Genomic DNA, 17061 nt, shown 5'->3' on the forward strand with positions numbered 1-17061 from the left:
TCAATTGTGAATGAAACAATTGCACCGGGTGAAATGTCAGACTTGCAAGCCCTGTCACCCAAAACCCGGACCAATTCTTCTCCAAGACGTTCGCTCAAAATCACAGAGAACAAAACGCGTCGACGTAAACAACTACTTAAAAATCACTTACAAAAACACTCAAAACTTTCGCGAGCAAAAACGTCCAGCTTTTGGCACAGCGGATGCATTAGGTTTTTTCCATCACCTCCCTTGGTCAAACCTGACCACACAGATCCCCACTCCCTACACAATATTCCTTTTCATGGAAATCTACGGCAGGAAGCCACGATTTCCGATCGCAAATTCAGCGACCGCTGAATGAGCTCAATTCACGGAGAAGCCCAATGCTCGTCGTCTCACGCAAGAAGCACGAATTCATCCAAATCGGCGAAGATATTGTTATCAAAGTCATCAAGACCAGTCGCGGCTCGGTCAAAATCGGAATCGACGCTCCCGGCGGAACTCGAGTTCTGCGAGGAGAACTTTCCATCGACGAACTCTTTGAACCCGTTTCCAAACCTCTCTCTCGCCGCCCCCGCCAACTTGCTCCGAAAGAACAGGATTCGATGCAACCTGTCGGTGCACTTTGATTGGCCCCTCGCATCCACAAACCTTGATCTCTCCTGGCATGAACGACTCTTCCTGTCTCCCTGCTTAGTGGCGGTGTCCGTCTTCTGAAGGCGGGCACCGTCGCTACCAAAACAACCGGAATTCCCCCCCGATCCAGCGGAGTGAGAACGGATGAGAAGACACAACCCAAAGCAGTCTTTAGACTTCCTCCTCGTTCAGCGGAAGATTTCGTCGCAGCCATTCAATGCCGTTGCGACCTCTGACTTGAAAAGTTGTCAAGAGATCTTCGAGAAAAGTTCATTTCTTCTTCCAATCTTGCCGATTGTATACCTTGCTTGGAGAAGGGTGAGCATTCCACCAAGAGTGGAATCCAGGGGGGCGCCTTTCTCCAGGATGCTTGTTTCTGACGCGAGGTCTGTCGCGTCAGAAATAAGCCTTCTCGACCAACCCGGTGGAAGGCGATATTGACCAACCGGCGAATTCTGCAATAGGGTGCCTCGTTCTTTCTGAGCCCAAAAGTCATCTCTTGGGTACTCTTCTGAACTGAGGACCAACTATGGCGCAGGACATGGATGTCGCTTGGCCATCACGGCTGACCGGAACGCTTCTCGGAGTAGTCATTCACTTCGTCTGTGTGGCGAATGCACAACTTCCGGCTCAGTACACACTCTCCCCCACCAAAGAGCAAATCCACCCCATGCAAGACGATGCTTCGCTGAACGAAGTGAAGTTCGTCGGTGAAAAAAACGGCTGGGCAGTCGGAGATCGCGGAACCGTCTGGAAATCGACCGACGGCGGCCAATCATGGAACCTGATTCCCACAGTTGCCGATGTCAGTGACTACTCCTTTCAGAGTGTCTGCTTCCTGACCGATCAAGTCGGATGGATTGCCGGAGGCACGATCGACCCCGTAAGCGGACAAACCCGCGGGCTTGTTCTCAAAACTCAAGATGGGGGGAAGTCGTGGAGCATCGTCGCAAGTCAACAACTCAACTACGTGAACACAATTCGCTTCTTCGACTTCGATCATGGAATTGTGGTCGGAGAACGGTCAATTGACGCTCCAGCCGGAATCTTCGCAACTGAGGATAGCGGACAAAACTGGACGGCAGTCAACGCGACATCGAATGCTCGCTGGAACGACGGAGCATTCTTCGACATGCGGAACGGACTCGTCGTCGGTCCACTCGGCCAGCAATCAATTCTTGCCAACGGAACGCTGACTTTCGGAAACGCGACATCAAGCCACCTGCAGTCACTCAATGACATCAACATTGATTCGAACGGCAATGCGTGGCTGGCCGGCGACGGCGGACTGGTTCTTTCCAGTTCGAATCGAGGGGTCTCGTGGGAAATTCCCGAAAGCGACCTTCCGAGGGAATTCAAGAAATTCACAGACTTTCAAGGTGTTGCGCAGCTTGACTCAAAGATCTGGATCGTTGGTTCACCGGGCTCAGTCGTCTGGCACTCTCCCGACGCCGGGAAATCATGGACACCGCAAGCAACGAACGATACAACTCCTCTCACATCTGTCCACTTCGTCAATGAGACCGATGGTGTTGCGGTTGGAGTGTTGGGGCGCATCTCGCGAACCACTGACGGAGGGGAAACATGGTATCCCGTCCGCGGCGCCGACCGCAGAGTCGCCAGCTGGTCCATTCATGCCTACACAAGCCGGACTCCCATCGAGTTCCTGAATCGCTGGAGTGGAGAGTCTGGATATCGTACAGCAACAACCATTCTGACGAGATCCGACGTTGGCCCCGATGCTCATGCCGACGATTTCAGCAACTTGCGTCTCAAGCATGCGGTCCTCAAATCCGGAGGAAACACTTCGGAGATTCAATGGAGTCTGCCGCTTGAAATTCCGGGGCTCAAATCGAGTCAGCCGGACTTGATCAAGGAATGGACCTCCATCCACGATCAGCAATTGCCGCAGATCGTTTTAGGCAGCCTCGTGGCGCGCATCCGCACTTATCGCCCGGACATGATTCTTCTGGACGAAGCTCCGAAGGAAGATGCCACAACTGAGCTGTTGCAAAATGCGATCATGACAGCCATTCAACAAGCTGCGGATCCCTCTCGATACCCCGAACACAGACTCGCCGGGCTTCCTGTCTGGCAAGTCAAAAAAGTTGTGATGCAACGAGCCCCCGGGAGTCAGGGCCACTTCACACAGGACGCTTTCGAAGTGCTTCCCAATCTCGGAACGACTCTCGACATCGCCAGCGCAAATGCGAAATCACTTCTTGAGACAACACGCACATCGCAACCTCACCCAGTCTCTTATGACGTAATCTGGTCCGCTTCGGACTCGGGGAATTCGAGATCCTCTCTGTTCGGCGATCTGCAGATTCCCATCGGAACGGCGGCGCGTCGTGAACTTCCCGCTGTTCGCAAAGAGATCGTGGACGAGCTAATCGCTCAGTCACAACATCGTCGCCACATTTCGTCAGTCTCCCAACATGCGATTCAATCAGAGACATCAGGAGGCCAGCTGATTGGTCAACTCGGCTCGATGATGCGACCGCTCACGAAGGAACAAGCTGCGCGGCAACTCGCTGACCTGGCTCTCGAATTTCGCAGGAACGGGGAATGGGATCTCGCCGAACAGGTCTACGCTCAACTGCTTCAGGACTACTCCAGTGAACCGTGTGCCAGACAATCCATTTTGTGGCTGATCCCTTTCTGGACGAGTTCGGAACTGGGCTGGCAACGCCTTAAGTCAATCTCTGCCGAAGACGTTACCGCTTCGACGGATCGCTCGATCTTTCGGGCGAACTTCCAGTACCTGTCTGAACTTTCTGAGCGGCTGACAACCCCCGAAAGCATCGAGGAAGATCTCACACTCCTTCAAAATCCGTCCACCCAGACCAGCCAGCCACGCGTTCCAACAATCGGCAACAGTCCGATGGCCGTCCTCGGAAACTCAGACCGAGGAAGACAGGACCAGATGCGACAAGTTAGATGGCAAGAACTCGCTGGAACCGTGTCCGAAGCCGCCATTCAATCATCCCCGCAGCTGAACTCGGTCGACGACTTGCAATTCACGCTCGCTGCGCTCTATCGCAAAACGAGCAAGAACAAAAAAGCCGATGCGATCTACAATCGATATCTCCAACGACTGAATCCGGATGATCCGTGGTATGTCGCGGCTCAGGGAGAAGCGTCGCTTCTGAAACGCGGAGCAATTTCCCCGAAACCAATGCTGAACTGCAAGCTGACATCGTTCCCACCAGTGCTGGATGGAGACCTGACGGACGCATGCTGGTCCGAAGCAATGGAAGTTCCTCTCGATTCCTCGCACGAAGCGGAAGCCTTCATCGGAACCGAAGGGCAATCGCGAGGACGTCCGAGATCGTCACAGCTCCGCCCCATCGCGTTCTTTTCGCACGACGAAGAATACTTCTATTTCGCGATAAGAATTCCGAAGCACCCGGAAATTCCCTACGCAGAGACTCAATCCGCTGGTCGTCCGCGAGATGGCTCGCTCGAACGATTCGACCGGATCTCGATTCAAATCGACACCGACCGCGACTACTCCACGTTCTACGAATTCGAAGTTGATCAGCGAGGCTGGACGCGTGAACGATGCTGGGAGGACCTTGGATTCGATCCCAACTGGTTCGTGGCGACGAGTCAGGACAGTGAGAGTTGGTCCGTCGAAGCGGCGATTCCACTTGAAGAACTCGCTCCCCCGGAATTGACCTTCGGCCAGACATGGGCAGTCGGCGTCACTCGCATCGTCCCGGCCAAACAAGTTCAAACCTGGACCGGCGCTGGGGGAGAAATCCCGCTGGCTCCGCGATTCGGGCTGATGAATCTCATCTCCGCACCCGTCACGAATTGAACATTCTGCGACTGCGTAAAGTCCGGAAAACAGTTGCGGGACTACGGGACACTCATCCCGTCCTTCGAGTCGCGGCGGTGAGTGAAGACCTTCTCTCGCTGACCTTGCAGTGTGACAGCGAATACGTCGAAGAACGCTCCAACGTCAACGATCGAAGCTGTGGGATGAAGAAGTGACGCAGTGAATGTGCTCAGCGACGTTGTACGGGAACGGGGCCGCTTCACAAAAAAACGCCGCAAACTGAATTTCAGTCTGCGGCGTGATTCAAACCCTCCGCTTGTTGGCGCAGGCAGGAACTGCTGCGAGAAGAGCGATGATCAGGTCATGTCAACATGCACCTTTCGTGATCACGGCTCACGCGATGGGATGGTCCCCCGGCGAACGAGTGCGGGAGGGTTTGTTCTCAATCTGCCAGATTCAGTTGCGCGGCATTATGCAACCGAAAATCCCGACAGAGTTCTGTCTTCTGAATTGTAGTCCTCCACCTTCAGAAACCAGTCAAAGTTCCTGGTGACGGGGCGAAGAAACATCGCTCTTTATTTCGGTTCTGTCAACGTGCATATTGACAGTTTGTCACAGAAATCTGCTCCCATCCGACAAAACATCAAATGGAATCACAATTTGTGAATGGAAAACAAATCTTGCCAAACGTCTGACGACGCGAAACCGGCATTGACCCGTTTTGTTGATTCCCGATACAAGCCCATTACTGTCTTGGCAGACGGTACCCGAGCGGAAGTCGCATGATCCGCCGGTTTCTCTATCTCCTCACGAATGCACGCCCTCGAACCAACGGATTGGAACGAGCCATGACGCGAACGACATCGCTTTTTCTCGGACTCGCACTTCTCGCTGGGTGCGGTGGTTCGGAAACTCCACAACAAGCTGTGGATTCTTCCGTCAAACCTTCCGCTTCACCAGCTCCCACCCCTGCCGCTGAGAAGACCGCAAGCTCCTCACCAGAGAAGAAGGTCGTCACTTACGATCAACTGATTCAGGCAGCAGACGCGCTCATCGAAAAGCGCGACGCGAAGAACGCAGCCAAAATTCTTTCGACAGCGATCAAAGCGCAGCCAACACGACCGGAAGCTTACATCAAACGTGCCGCTCTGCTGGCAGAAGCGAAGCTCTACAAGCAGGCAGTGGGTGATATGTCATCCGCCATCGGAGTTGATCCGGAGAACAGCAAGTACCGAAACACACGAGGCTATTTCCTCCTGATGCTTCAGGACTACGACGCCGCTGAACGTGACTTCAACAAAGCCATCGACATCGATCCTGAGTACCCGCAAGCGTACAACAATCGGGGACTCGTGTTCATCGGTCAGAACGAGTACATCAAGGCACTCAACGACTTCCGAAAAGCCAGCGAGCTGAAAGAAGATTACGTCGACGCATTGAACAACCTCGGATTCGTCTTCCTTCAGATGGAAGAACCCGATCCAGCGAAAGCTGTCGAAACGTTTACGAAAGTTCTCGAAATCAATGACGGCTATCTCAATGCCATCTCAAACCGAGGACGGGCACATCTCGCACTGAAAAATTATGACAGTGCGATCAAAGACTTCACCCGTGCAATCGAACTGCAACCGCAGAACCAACAGTATCGCCTCCACCGCAGCGAAGCTTACCGCGCAGCAGGTCAGTTCGATCTCGCGAGAGAAGACGTCAACCAAATTGCTCGTGAACGGCAGATCGCCGAAGTGAATCACATGATTCGCAACAACCCACGCCGTAAAGAACTCTGGCTAACCCGCGCTCAACTTCTGTTGCAATCCGATCGAACAGAAGAAGCCAAGACAGCCCTCGACAACGCGATCAAACTCGATGGCACATTCATTCCCTCGCTCTTGAGTCGAGCACGCCTCCACGAACTTGAGCAGGAATACGATCAAGTGATTGAAGTCTGCACAAAGATTCTCGATCTCGAACCGAATACTGAAGCACAGTCTCTGCGTGGTGATGCGTACATGCTCGTCGACAAAATCGATGAAGCAATCGCCGACTACGAGGCAGCCCGCCGGTTCGACACGAAAATCGTGGAAGCTTATCGAGCCCGTGCTGAACAGCGAGAAGAAGCTGGCGAAACTGACCTCGCCAAAGCTGATCATGAACGAGCTGACAGCCTCGAAACCCGTCTCACAGCTGGACCTCCTTCATCCGCAGAAGAAGCCAAACCACGTGAAATGGTTGTTCAACCTGTGAGCTTCGAGCAAGTCGCTGAAGAAGAAGGACCGGAGACCAAATAGTCTCTGCTGAGCCTTCTACTGATCTTTGCACAAGGCACCGCGTGTTTTCGAACATGCGGTGCCTTTCGTTTTGGGAATCGGTCAACCCGCCACTTTTGAAAGTCCCCGCAAGTTGTAGACTGATCAAATCTCGATTATACAAGAAGGATCCTGACAGAAACTTTCTGCGGATCAGTCAGGAACTGGTTCTCGATTCTGTCACTCAATGTGCGTCCATTTCTGTGCGTCCATTCTTGAAAACCGGATCGGCCACATCTTCAATCAATTTGAACAGACATGCGGACAATGCAAATGACCAAACTCTTAATCGCCACGTTCACAATTCTGGTGATGCAATCCTGGAGTCATGCTGCTGACTTGAAGGCACTGATCATCGACGGTCAGAACAATCACGGAGACTGGCCGAAAACCACCTTCATGATGAAGAAATACCTCGAAGAAACCGGGCTCTTCGATGTCGATCTCGCACGGACGAAATACACCTGGAAAGGGGAACAACATCTCCCCGAGTACTCGATCCCAGGATTCGAAACCGAAGCGACTCCTCAACCGAAGGCGGATCCGGACTTCAAACCCGACTTCTCAAAATACGATGTTGTTGTTTCGAATTTCGGATTCAACGCCGCTCCATGGCCGAAGGAAACTCAAGAAGCCTTCGAAGAATTCGTTCGCAACGGCGGAGGACTGGTCATCGTGCACGCAGCCGACAATTCGTTTGGAGACTGGCCAGAATACAATCAAATGATCGGCATCGGTGGCTGGGGTGGTCGGGACGAAAAGTCCGGACCGTACGTTTACCTGAATGAGCAAGGCGAAGAAGTTCGCGATGAATCCCCCGGACGTGGAGGAACACACGGCCCGCAGCACGAATTCTCGATCGTCATCCGCGACAACACGCACCCCATCACAAAAGGGCTTCCAACTGAGTGGCTCCACACCAAAGACGAATTGTATTCGTTGCTTCGCGGTCCGGGTCAGCAGATGCAAATTCTCGCAACCGCTTATGCGAGCCCAAAATTCGGAGGCACAGACCGACACGAACCGATGCTGATGACCATTCAATACGGCAAAGGCAAAGTCTTTCACACGCCGATGGGACATGCGGACTATTCGATGGAATGTGTCGGATTCAAGACCTGCCTCCAACGCGGAACCGAATGGGCCGCGACAGGCAAAGTCACTCAGGACATCCCCGATAACTTTCCAACTGCTGAATCCGCATCAGCGGAGCCGTACACGAAGTAGTACACACCGAATGTTCTAAGCGAACTTCCCTTGATGCTTCTTCAGCGCAGCTCCGAGGAAATCACGGAAGAGGGGATGCGCTTCGAGTGGACTCGATTTGAACTCTGGATGAAATTGGACAGAGACGAACCAGGGATGGTCCGGGACTTCGACAATTTCAACAAGATTTCCGTTGGGGCTGGTTCCAGTCGGCTGGAGACCAGCTTCGACGAATCGGTCTCGATAAGCTGGGTTGAATTCAAAACGGTGTCGGTGACGTTCTGAGATTTCACCGACGCCGTAAGCATCGATCGAGTGGGAGTTTTCCGAAAGCAGACATGGCTGTGCTCCCAGTCGCATCGTGCCTCCCTTGTCCGTGATCGTCTTCTGCTCTTCGAGCATGCAAATCACTGGGTCGGGAGTATCTTCTGCGAACTCTGTGCTGTTGGCTTCGGAGAGACCGAGCACATTGCGGGCGTATTCAATCACAGCACACTGCATCCCGAGGCAGATTCCGAAGAAGGGAATCTTTTTCTCCCGAGCAAATTGCGTCGCCAGAATTTTCCCCTCGATTCCGCGGTATCCAAATCCGCCGGGAATCAGAATCCCATGAACACTGCCCAGCAGTTGTTCAAGTTCCTGATGTTCACACTCCTCCGCTTCAATTCGCTTGATCAGAACCCGCGTTGAATGCGCGAAGCCCGCGTGAATGAGAGACTCGTAGATCGACTTATATGCGTCTCGATGCTCGATGTATTTTCCGACGACGGCAATCGTCACTTCGTGTTGCGGATTGCGAACCCGATGCATCAGGTTTCGCCAGTCATCGATATCCAGATGCCCGCGCGACAAGCCGAGTTTTCGCAGAATCAGTTCATCAAGTTTGTTCTCGGCCAAACCGAGAGGAACTTCATAGATCGAAAACTCTTTGTCCGTCTCCTCAATGACGGCGTCCGATTCGACATTGCAGAACAGCGCAATTTTCTCGGCGTTCTCACGTCCCATCGGTCGTTCGGTTCGAACAACGAGAACATCTGGCTGAATCCCGATCTGACGAAGTTGGCCAACGCTGTGCTGTGTCGGTTTCGTTTTCGCTTCGCGAGCCGCTTTCAGATACGGAACCAGAGTCAAATGGATGAACAGGCAATTTTCCTTACCGACATCGAGCGGGATCTGACGAATTGCTTCCAGAAACGGAAGCCCTTCGATATCGCCGACAGTTCCGCCCAACTCGGTGATCACCACGTCGACATCATCTGTCGCCAGCGCGCGAATACATGACTTGATTTCATTTGTGACGTGAGGAACAACCTGAACGGTCGCGCCGAGATACTCTCCTCGACGTTCCTTTTCGATCACGGTGCTGTAGATTCGCCCCGTCGTGAAATTGGACTTCGCCGAAAGCGGACTCTTCGTGAACCGCTCGTAATGTCCGAGATCGAGGTCCGTTTCGGATCCATCGTCGAGAACATAGACCTCACCATGCTGGTAAGGGCTCATGGTTCCTGGATCGACATTCAGATAGGGATCGAGTTTTTGCATGCGAACGCGGAGGCCGCGACGCTCCAGGAGAAACCCGATCGAAGCGGAAGTCAGTCCTTTTCCGAGGGAACTGACCACACCTCCGGTGACAAAGATGTGCTTCGTCATTGTCTTACTTTTCTGTCAACAATTATGTGTCCACTGAGGGAAGCAGCCCCTCAGCCTAAGCCTGTCCGCGAACATGACACCTCGATACCGAAATGTCTCAATTGGACTCCGCACGTGAACGTTCCCTCGCGACGAACGCAGCATAGTCTGCAGCGGTATCAATTCCAACGGACTGGTGATGAACAACTTCGACAAGAATCGAGGCTCCCGCTTCCAGGGCGCGAAGTTGCTCAAGGCGTTCCAGTTTCTCAAGTTCTGACGGAGGAAGTTGCGTCAACGCAAGCAAAAACTCCGGTCGATAGGCGTAAATCCCAAGATGAAGAAGCCACGGACTCCGGCGGAATGCGGCATCTTCACCGGTTGGACTGATCAAATCGGACGGCGGTCCATCTCGATAAAACGGAATCGGTGATCGACTGAAATAGAGGGCTCGACCGTCTGCTGCCCGGACAACTTTCACGCATCCGGTATCGTTGAGTGTCGCGATCGAATCGATCGGAGTCGCGAGAGTTCCCATTTCGACGGTCGGCGCGCGGTCCATTCTCTCAACGAGTGCATCAATACAGCTGGATTCCAACTCGGGCTCGTCCCCCTGAATATTGATCACCAGTGAAATATCCTCGGAACACGAGCGGACAACTTCCGCGATTCGATCGGTTCCGCTCGGATGTTCACCGGTCATGACGCACTCCGCGCCAAACTTCTCGCAAGCACTCACGATCGAATCGTCATCGGCCGCGATGATCACACGGTCGAGCCGCTCCGCCCGACATGCCGATTCCCAGGCATACTGAATGAGCGGTTTTCCGGTCTCATCCAGAAGCATTTTTCCCGGCAATCGCGACGACTGCATCCTCGCTGGAATCACTCCAATCACTTGTGACATCTCATTTGTTCCGTCAATGATTCCCGAAACAGACCTGACAACCTTTAACACCATTCACGGCAGACTCTCGCCAATCGACAACAAGACATCAAGCCGGAATCACATTAGACTTTACTGATCAATCCCTGTATCAAAGAGGGATTGTATCAAACTGCAATGTCCTGGGTTCCTCGAAGCAAGGTGACTAACAATGAGACGCATCCGACCGATGTTGATGCTCGGAATTCTATTGCTGACGACCTCTCTGCCCGCTGCTGAGGAACGCCCCAATATCCTGTTCATTCTCACCGATGATCAGGCTCCGTGGGCACTGGGGCTTTCCGGTCACCCGCACGCTCACACGCCGCACCTTGACGAACTGTTTCAGTCCGGGGCTTATCTTCCGAACAGCTTCACCGTCACACCCGTTTGCAGCCCGTCACGTGTCAGCACGTTGACCGGTCGCTACGGAAGCGAAATGGGAATCACCGACTGGTTGAATCCGAGAGTGGAACCGGATCACGGTATCGAACCCGGAATCCCGACATGGCCGGAAGAGCTTCGAAAGACAGGCTATCAAACAGCTCTGATTGGAAAGTGGCACCTCGGGCTGCTCGACTCACAACATCCGACGCAATTCGGGTACGTCGACTTCATGGGATTTCGCGGCGGAGGAACTTCTCCCTTCCGACCGACATTGGAAGTCGACGGATCAACCCAAACGGTCAATGGACTCACGACCGACATCCTCACCGACGAAGCCATTCGCTGGCTGCGATTGTACGAAAAGAAGGACGGACCATTTGCGTTATCGCTTCATTACCGTGCTCCGCATGCCCGCTGGCTTCCTGTCCGCGATGAAGATTGGGCTCCGTTCGATGGTCTCGATCCCGAACTTCCTCATCCTGATTACCCCGATTTGAAGGTCGAAGATATCAAGCGGCGAACCCGGGAGTACCTGGCGAGTGTGGCGGGCGTCGACCGAAATGTCGGCAAGCTTCTCGAAGAACTGCAACTCCTGCAGCTTCACGAAAACACCATCGTCATCTACACCAGTGACCACGGATACAACATGGGTCACAACGGAATCTGGCACAAAGGGAACGGACACTGGATCGTCAACACCCCTCCCCCAGCCACTGAGAACATTCCACGTGGGCAACGGCCAAACATGTACGATCACTCCATTCGTGTCCCAACCGCAATTCGCTGGCCCGGAGTCATCGAAGCCGACACCATCATCGATGAAACCGTCTCAAATCTCGACTGGTTCCCAACCATTCTGTCGATGGCAAATATCCCCATCAGCGACGATCTCACGCTCCGCGGTCACGATCTGACTCCGCTGCTCAAAGGCGATCAGATAGAGTGGGACAACGACTTTTACGGGGAATACACGACGAAACATCAGTCGAAGACAAAAATGCGAATGTACCGCACTCCCCTTTGGAAACTGATCCGGGATTTCGGAAACCCAGAGCGAGACGAACTTTACGACCTCAAGAACGATCCCGAAGAACGAACCAATCTGTACAATTCCGACGACCCGGAAGTTCAGGAGACCATTCGCGAGCTGTCAAGAAAAATGTCCCGCGAAATGCAGGCTCTTAACGACCCGGTCTGGACGCAACGACAGGGCGGAGTCTCGAGCGAATCGGAATGAGTGAAGTCCCAAGCATTCATTCTCCCAAATCGAATTCGCTTCTGTTATCTTTCAGGGACGCCGTTTTCTGCGGAAGTTTGCGACAGAAATTTTCCTTCGCACACCATTCTCACCTACAATTTCAGTAAGACCAATCGACTACCTCTCAGGAGAAACGTGTGGCCGACGAGAACAAAAAAGCTGCAAAATGCTTCCAGCATGGGAACAAAGCAATGCAAGCAGGCAACTGGGATATGGCCGTACAGATGTTCAGCCAGTGTGCTAAACTCGTCCCGCACAACCTGACTTATCGCCAGTTGTTGCGGAACAGCACGAAAAAGAAGTACGACGAGAACAAAAAAGGCGCCGGAACGCTTGCGAAAACGAAGCTCATTTCGCTTCGTAGCAAGGTCAAAAAACTGAAGAAAGCGGAAGAGTGGGAAGAGGCCATGGCACTCGCCGAAGAGGGCCTCTTGTTGAATCCGTGGGATGCTCAATTGAACGTCGATGTCGCGGAATGCAGCATGGCACTCGACATGGGTGAAGTCGCACGATTCGCTTACATGGAAGCTGTCAAAGCCGCTGAGAAGGACAAAGATATCCACCTGGCATTCGCTGAGTTACTGGAAAATCGAGGCGAGTTTTCCGAAGCATTCAAAATCTGGGAACGCGTTGCCAAAATCGACCCCAAAGATGTCAACGTCAGTCGCAAGCTCTCAGCATTGGCAGCTCGTCAGGCAACTGCCGACGCGAACTTCGAAGGGGCAGAAACAGCGAGTGAGGCAGCCCTCCACAAAAACTTCGCGAAAGACTCTCGCTCCACCCATGGTCAGGAAGGTGATACCGAAACCGCACTCCGCCATCAGATTCGCCGCGAGCCCGAACAAGTCGAGCACTACATCAAACTCGCTCGGCACTTGAAGCAGTCTAAGAAGTACGAAGAGTCCTACGAGATCACCAAGACCGCGCTCGAAGTCTCTGGCGGCGACCCCGGTATTCGAGAACAACTCGAAGATGCCGAGTTGCTGCTCATGAAGCACAACGTCGACCTCGCCAAAGAGCGAGCGAACGAAACCGGCGATCCGGATCACCGCAAACAAGTCGCCGAACTCTCCAAAGAATGGCGAGCCCGGCGAATTGAAGTTCTCTCCTCTCGAGAACAGCGTCATGCTCAAAACATGAACGTGAAGATCGAACTCGCGGAATTGGTCATGCAGCTGCAGGAGTGGTCGCGTGCCATTCCGTTGCTCCAAAAAGCGAGTCAGGACCCGCGACTGAAAACACGAGCACTCGTGATGTTGGGCAAGTGCTTCATGTATGACAACAAGATGGCACTGGCAAAGGGACAATTCGAACGGGCTGTCCCGGGTCTGAATGCAGAGTCGCAACCGGAAACCTACAAAGAAGCCCACTACTTGCTGGCACGAGTCTGTGAAGAAACCGGCGACAACGAAAAAGCCATCACCCATTACGGAGAAGTGCTCGTAATCGACTATGACTACAAGGATGCCAATGCGAGGATGGAGAAACTGCAAGCGAGCTAGAGCAAGTTGCTCTTTCCTGTGCACTCGCTTGCGCTGTTTCATAAGTTAAGAAGCTGCGCTTGCTCGTGCGAGATCGGGCACACAAAATTAGAAAATGCTCTAAAACGACTCGTGATTCGATGAGTGTTTCGGGATGTTTCTCGATCGAAAAGCGTTTCCGTCCGATGCTGAAAGGCGATTTGCGTCTTGTCCTGGATGCTGACAAAATCGAACACACATCTACCAAGACAAAATGGCCGACCGCGTGCAACCTTATCCACTTCGCTTTATCAGGAACGTCAATCGAGGTCGCGAAATTGCGACCGTCCTGCTGAATTACGGATTCGGCGACGTTTTAGAACGTCTCGGGCTGCTCAAGTATCTCAAGTGGGGCCGCCGCGTACTCATGCGGTCGCCCGACGAAGAGATCGAAGCCCTGACAACTGCGACGCGGATCCGGCTCACCTTTCAGGATCTCGGCCCGACGTTCGTCAAGTTCGGTCAGGTCCTGAGCACACGCCCGGACCTTGTCCCGACCGATGTGATTGTCGAACTCAAACAGCTTCAGGAACAGGTCCCTCCCTTTTCCTCTGAAGAGTCACAGGCAGCCGTTCTTCGAGCTTTTAAGAAACCGACAGCTGAGCTGTATGCAACGTTTGACGAAACTCCACTCGCAGCCGGATCGCTCGGACAGGTTCACTGCGCCACCGACTTCGATGGGCGGAAGTTCGCGGTCAAAATACGACGCCCCGATGTCCAGCATGAAATCGAACGCGACCTGTCGCTCATGCTGGAAATCGCACAGCTTCTCGAAAACCATATCCCCGAGTCGAAAGCTTTTGACCCGGTTGGCTTGGTGAATCATTTCTCTCGCACCGTTCGACGCGAAATGAACTATCAGAGAGAAGCCCGCACGATGCGCGAGTTCAAGAAGCTCTTTCAAGACGACTGCCGCCTGATCATTCCGGACGTCGATGATGCCCGTTCCTGCGACTCCATTTTAACAATGGAGTTTGTCGACGGCGTCAATATCACCGATCTCGACTCGATTCGGTCCCTTGGCTTGTCGCCCTCAGATGTCGCGACCACCGGAGCTGACATCTTCATGAAACAGGCATTCGAATTCGGAATCTTTCACGGAGACCCGCATCCCGGCAACCTTCGCGTTCATCCTTCTGGAGCCATCATCCTGCTCGACTATGGAATGATCGGATTTCTGTCAGAAGAAAAGCGAGATTTACTCATCGACCTGTTACTCGCTGTGACTCGAAACGATGTTGAGTCCGCTGTGTCGATCATTCTCGAACTCGGTCAGCCGACACAGGAAGTCGAGGAACATCTTCTCAAGGCAGATGTCCGCGATTTCATCGACGCCTATTACGGTGTCGACTTGGGAAAACTGAACATCGGCAGTTTGCTGAACGACTTTATCACAATCCTCGCTAACCACGGGCTGCGGTGTCCCGGTGATCTGATTCTACTGATTCGCTCCATCGTGACGCTTGATGGCATCGGTCGACAACTCTGTCCGAAGTTCAATCTCGCTAATGTTCTCGCTCCCAAAATTGAAACAATTGTCAAAAGGCGCTACGACCCCAAACGGATTGCACAGCGCACACTCGCTGACATGAAGAAGCTGTTTCAGGTGGCCCACGACCTTCCCATTCACCTCGGACGGACGCTTCAGAAAGTGAGCCAGGATGACTTGAAAGTTCAATTCGAGCACAAGGGTCTCGACCGGCTCATCACCGAGTTCGATCGATCCAGCAACAGAATTGTGGTCGGAGTGGTGATTTCCTCACTGGTCGTCGCCGCAGCACTGATCATCAGAACGACGAGCCAAGCGTCGCTGTGGGTCGCTGTCCCGATGTTTATGATCAGCGGATTCCTAGGACTGTGGCTGGTCTGGGGAATTCTGCGAAGCGGACGGCTTTGAACTCGCCGTCGATCAACGTGACCAGTGGTCGCGTTCCTCGAATTTAGCGGGCGTCAGTTCGAGCAGAAATCACTTTCGATGTGCCGCTCATGGTCGCGAATCTGCTCAACTTTCTCTTTGAGACTCGAGATGTTCTGGCGGAAATTCTCGACAGCCAGTCGAAACTGCTTCTGATGCGATAACCACGTTCGGCTATCACGTTCTTCACTCATGAGCCGACTCAACTCGAGAATCGAAGCTTCGAGTTCCTGTTTGACCTGTTCGACAACTTCTTCAGCGATCCGTTGCCCGTCTTTAGCGAGGCGATGGATAATTTCCCGATCTTCGTAGCGCTGCTGAGCGGTCAGCACGAGAGTCTTTTCGACTTCCTTATTCTTTCTCTCGACGTCTTCCATGTTCACAAGTCGACCAAACGGATTGTGACTCTGCTTGGCTTCATAGGCCTGCTCTTCGGCCTTCCTCAATCCAACGATGGCTTTCTTGAAGTTCGGTTTGAGCTCGACAGCCCGCCGGTAATTCAGAATCGCCTGGCTGTGATTCTTCATTTCGATGAGAACATTGCCCAGATTGGAATAAGCCTCTGCCATTTCCGGATCAAGACGAATCGCTTCCTTGTACGCGGAAACTGCCATCGAAAGCTGATTCAATCCTTTATGCGCAATTCCAAGATTGTAATAAGCTTCCGGAGAACGTCGGTCGCGCGACAACGCACTTCGCAGAGTCTTGACCGCTTCCTGATAGTTCTTCATCTTGTTGTAGACTGCGCCGAGATTAATCATCGCCGCGGAGTTCTTGGGATCTAAACGCATCGCACGTTGATAGAGTTGAACCGCCCGTTCGTAATCTTTCGTCAGAAAGCAAAGGCCAGCGAGATTCTCGTGTGCGACGACCAGATCCGGATCGCTTTCCACAGCCTCTTCCAGCAACTTGATCGCTTGCCGCACGTTCTTTTCTGACAAGCACGCACTTGCTTGGGCACACAGATCTTCCGCCGTCGACATGACCCCACCCTAATCTTGATATCACGAAACCGGGTACGCAGTCTTTTCCATCGGCTACGAGCAATCCCGCATTACACGCAGTCGCAATCGTCGAAGCTAGCTAGTCTTTCGAAAGCATTTCTCGGCCGGGCAACACTCATCGTCGTGCTCACTTCGCACTTGAGTGTGATTTCCATCGCGTCGAAAATGCATGATCGAATAAAAACTATACCCTGTTTGCCAGTACCAGTGCAAAGTCAATTGCGGCCTCGCCCGTCGCATCGATCGACGGTTACTGGAGTTTAGAGAACCTGGAGCACTTGAGAGCCCCCCTTCTGAAACCGATATCGATCCCCAAAACGCAGACCTTCTGGAACATTTCAGCCAGCACGCAAACAAGAACAAGAGAGGCTCAAAGCTCAGAGCCTATCCGGAATCCTCTTCATGCTGTAAGTCGGTATTTGAACGGAGCTTGGTTGGGTGAAGGAGCTAAGCGGCGGAGCATGCGACCAATGGAAGCCACATAGATCATGGCTTCGCTCGATTTGGTG

The 17061-nt window shown here is 53.0% G+C and carries 10 protein-coding genes; 7 read left to right on the forward strand and 3 right to left on the reverse strand.

The window, feature by feature from the left end:
- The first annotated feature begins 365 nt into the window (after positions 1–365).
- From KOR42_RS18220 to KOR42_RS18235, 4 genes are all read left to right on the forward strand, one after another.
- Positions 366–611: a carbon storage regulator gene (locus KOR42_RS18220; RefSeq protein ID WP_146511275.1), complete on the forward strand. Its 246-nt coding sequence runs from the start codon at positions 366–368 to the stop codon at positions 609–611.
- A gap of 536 nt (positions 612–1147) precedes the next feature.
- Positions 1148–4441, forward strand: a complete 3294-nt coding sequence (locus tag KOR42_RS18225; protein ID WP_146511276.1) for a YCF48-related protein — start codon at positions 1148–1150, stop codon at positions 4439–4441.
- A 743-nt stretch (positions 4442–5184) separates the two neighbouring features.
- Positions 5185–6690 (forward strand): tetratricopeptide repeat protein, encoded by a 1506-nt coding sequence (locus tag KOR42_RS18230; protein ID WP_146511277.1) that lies wholly within the window; start codon positions 5185–5187, stop codon positions 6688–6690.
- 285 nt (positions 6691–6975) lie between these two features.
- Positions 6976–7935 carry a ThuA domain-containing protein gene (locus tag KOR42_RS18235; RefSeq protein WP_146511288.1) on the forward strand — a complete coding sequence of 320 codons (960 nt, stop codon included), beginning with the start codon at positions 6976–6978 and terminating at the stop codon, positions 7933–7935.
- Positions 7936–7950: 15 nt separating this feature from the next.
- Here KOR42_RS18235 and KOR42_RS18240 read toward each other — a convergent pair whose 3' ends face one another.
- Together KOR42_RS18240 and kdsB are read right to left on the reverse strand one after the other, a co-directional pair.
- Entirely contained in the window at positions 7951–9564 is a 1614-nt protein-coding gene (locus tag KOR42_RS18240; protein WP_146511278.1) for a CTP synthase, read from the reverse strand.
- Between the two features lie 97 nt (positions 9565–9661).
- Entirely contained in the window at positions 9662–10450 is a 789-nt protein-coding gene (gene kdsB / locus KOR42_RS18245) for a 3-deoxy-manno-octulosonate cytidylyltransferase (protein ID WP_146511279.1), read from the reverse strand.
- A 190-nt stretch (positions 10451–10640) separates the two neighbouring features.
- Between kdsB and KOR42_RS18250 the strand changes: the two genes are divergently transcribed.
- From KOR42_RS18250 to KOR42_RS18260, 3 genes are all read left to right on the forward strand, one after another.
- Positions 10641–12092, forward strand: coding sequence for a sulfatase family protein (locus KOR42_RS18250; RefSeq protein ID WP_146511280.1), 1452 nt, complete (start codon positions 10641–10643; stop codon positions 12090–12092).
- 158 nt (positions 12093–12250) lie between these two features.
- Positions 12251–13615, forward strand: coding sequence for a tetratricopeptide repeat protein (locus KOR42_RS18255; RefSeq protein ID WP_146511281.1), 1365 nt, complete (start codon positions 12251–12253; stop codon positions 13613–13615).
- Between the two features lie 232 nt (positions 13616–13847).
- Positions 13848–15530, forward strand: a complete 1683-nt coding sequence (locus KOR42_RS18260) for an ABC1 kinase family protein (protein ID WP_231740997.1) — start codon at positions 13848–13850, stop codon at positions 15528–15530.
- 53 nt (positions 15531–15583) lie between these two features.
- On the opposite strand, the gene KOR42_RS18265 is transcribed toward KOR42_RS18260, so the two are convergent.
- A complete protein-coding gene (locus KOR42_RS18265; protein ID WP_146511282.1) occupies positions 15584–16531 on the reverse strand; it encodes a tetratricopeptide repeat protein in 948 nt (315 codons plus the stop codon).
- Positions 16532–17061: the final 530 nt, after the last annotated feature.

The organism is Thalassoglobus neptunius, assembly GCF_007859735.1.
In the GTDB taxonomy this organism is placed as follows: Bacteria; Planctomycetota; Planctomycetia; order Planctomycetales; family Planctomycetaceae; genus Thalassoglobus; species Thalassoglobus neptunius.